General features: G+C 71.1%; 2 protein-coding genes. One reads left to right on the plus strand and one right to left on the minus strand.

Going from position 1 to position 2,581, the window contains the following annotated elements:
* Nucleotides 1-692, plus strand: a 692-nt coding sequence (locus B3547_RS19105; protein ID WP_292965964.1) for an aldehyde dehydrogenase family protein, incomplete at its 5' end; no start/stop codon positions are given.
* Between the two features lie 2 nt (nt 693-694).
* Here the strand turns inward: B3547_RS19105 and B3547_RS19110 are convergent.
* Nucleotides 695-2,581: DUF2339 domain-containing protein (locus B3547_RS19110; protein ID WP_292965967.1), on the minus strand; the 1,887-nt coding region annotated here is incomplete at its 5' end.

Genomic DNA, 2,581 nt, shown 5'->3' on the forward strand with positions numbered 1-2,581 from the left:
GCGGCAACGCGCCGTTCATCGTGTTCGACGATGCCGATCTTGAGGCCGCCGTGGAAGGCGCGCTGGCTTCGAAGTTCCGCAACGCCGGGCAGACCTGCGTCTGCGCCAACCGGTTGCTGGTCCAGTCCGGCATCTACGATGCCTTCGCCGCGCGGCTGGCGGAACGGGTGGCGGCGTTCGTGGTCGGTGCCGGTCTGGCCGGACCCACCGATCAGGGGCCGCTGATCGACGCGCGCGCCGTCGCCAAGGCGCAGGCGCATGTCGAGGACGCGGTTTCGCGTGGCGGCCGGATTCTGACGGGGGGTGCGGCGCTGACCGACGACGCCCACGCGGGCGGCACATTCTTCGCGCCGACCGTGATCGCGGACGTACCCGCCGACTCGTTGCTGTGCCGCGAGGAAACGTTCGGCCCGGTAGCCGGGCTGGTGCGGTTCGAAACCGAGGACGAGGCCATCGCGATCGCCAACGATACCGACGCGGGGCTGGCGGCCTATGTGTTCACGCGCGATCTCGGCCGGAGCTGGCGGGTTCCCGAGGCGCTGGCCTATGGCATGGTCGGACTCAACACGGGCCTCATCTCCACCGAAGTCGCTCCGTTCGGCGGGGTCAAGGAATCCGGCATCGGGCGCGAAGGATCGTCGTTCGGGATGGACGACTATCTCGACATCAAGCTGACCTGCCTGGGGATCTGAGTTCAGCCATCCCCCCGGCGCAACTGGCGGCTGTAGAGCCAGCCAATCCCGATCAGGCTGAAGCCCAGCGCGACGAAGCTGGCGATGCGGAGCAGCCCTTCGAGGCCCGAGGCATCGAACAGGAAGACCTTCACCACGGCGGCGAGCATCAGCACCAGCGAGGCGATCCGCCAGTCGTGCCGCTTGCGGCGGATGCCCCACAGCAGGAAGCCGATGGCGAGCGCGATGCCGAGGATCGAGCGGAGGATGTCTTCCGCCGGCCCGACGCCAGGATCGACCAGCAAGGTGCCATGGAAAGCCTGCCGCAGGCTGGCCCAGGCGAAGCCGGCCACCGTCAGCATCAGCACCGGCTGCATCGCGCGGTCGATGACTCTGCCGGCGGCGGGCAAGGCCTGCGCCAGTTGGTAGAGCGCCAGCGGCAGCAGGACGAACAGCGGGGCCAGCAGGTTGAGCGCGGGCAGGGCGCCCACATCCTGCATGCTCCACAGCGGGTTGTGCAGCAGCAAGCTGTACCACAGGCCATGCAGGCCGGCGGCGGCGGTGAGCACGGCGGCGGGCACCGATGCTTCGGCCGGATCGCGCCGGCGGCGTAGCAGGAGCCAGCCCGCGCCAAGCAGCATGCCCGACCAGACCAGCCGTTCGAGCAGGCCGGTCGTGATGAAGTCCGTGCCGGCCAGCGCTGCGAACAGATGACGGTATAGGCCGTGCAAGGCCACGCCTCCGATCACGCCGCCGATCGCGGTCAGGTTGATCAGCACGAAGCGTGGCAGGCGCATGCGTTGCAGCCAGGCCGCGCCGCCCAGCAGCAGGGCAGGGATCGCCAGCCGCCGGACCAGCGCCAGCGTGCCCAGATCGGGATGGTCGAGCAGCATTGGCACGCCGGCCAGCGAACGGAGCGCGTGGTCCGACCACTGGACCAGCGGCAGGAACGCCCAGCCGAGGACAAGGCCAAGCAGCGTCACCCCCGCCGCGCGCAAGGCCGGCCAGGGGAGCGTGCGGCTCCCTGCGGCTACGGCAAGCAGGCCAAGCGGCGGCACCAGCGGTAGGGCAACCGGCGGCACGAATTGCGCCAGCGCGCCATATCCGGCCAGCACCGCCGCCACTTCTCCGGTCAGGCGCAAGGCCTCTATCCGCGCTCGCAGCACCAGGAACAGCGCCGGCGCCAGCAGGGCGGCCCAGCGCAGCGGGGCCAGCACGCTGGCCGGGGCATCGCTGCCACCGGTCAGCCGCGCCCATTCGTCCGCCGTGTGCGCGCCCGACACGACGAGCAGAAGCACCGTCGCTGCCGCGAACGGCAGCATCAGCGCCTCGTCGCGCGGCTGTTCCCGCCGTCTGACAACCGCCAACAGGGCCACCGCCACGGCCGAGGCGGCGATGGGCAAGGTCCAGCCCGGCACGCGCTGCGCCAGCGCCCCATAGACGAACAGGCCCGTGAGTAGCCATGCGGGCCGCCGCAGATGAACGTTCCGCGCGTTCCACGCGAACAATCCGAAGCCCAGCGCCAGCCCGGCCCAGCGCAACAGCGCGGTCAGGTCCGCGCCCGCGCCGGCACCCTCGACCAGCATGTTCGGTTCGGCCAGCGGGGCCGGCACGAATGTCACGACAAGCTGCACCAGCGCCAGCGCTCCGAACGTGGCGGCGATTGGTTCCATCCGGCGGTCTTCGGCCTTGGCGGACAGGGCCAGCCCGGCGAGCGCCACCAGCATGGTCCACAGCGGCGCCTGCCAATGGGCGAACGCGAACCACGCGGCGGTCATGAGCAGGCCGCCGCCGGTTGCCAGCAGCAGGGCGAAACGCCGGTCGTCGCGCCGGTCCGGCGCGCGCCAGCCAAGCGCCGATGCGCCCAGCACCAGCAGCGCTCCGCCGAGCGCACACAGCGCCACGGGCAG

It is taken from the genome of Novosphingobium sp. UBA1939 (genome assembly GCF_002336885.1).
Taxonomy (GTDB): domain Bacteria; phylum Pseudomonadota; class Alphaproteobacteria; order Sphingomonadales; family Sphingomonadaceae; genus Novosphingobium.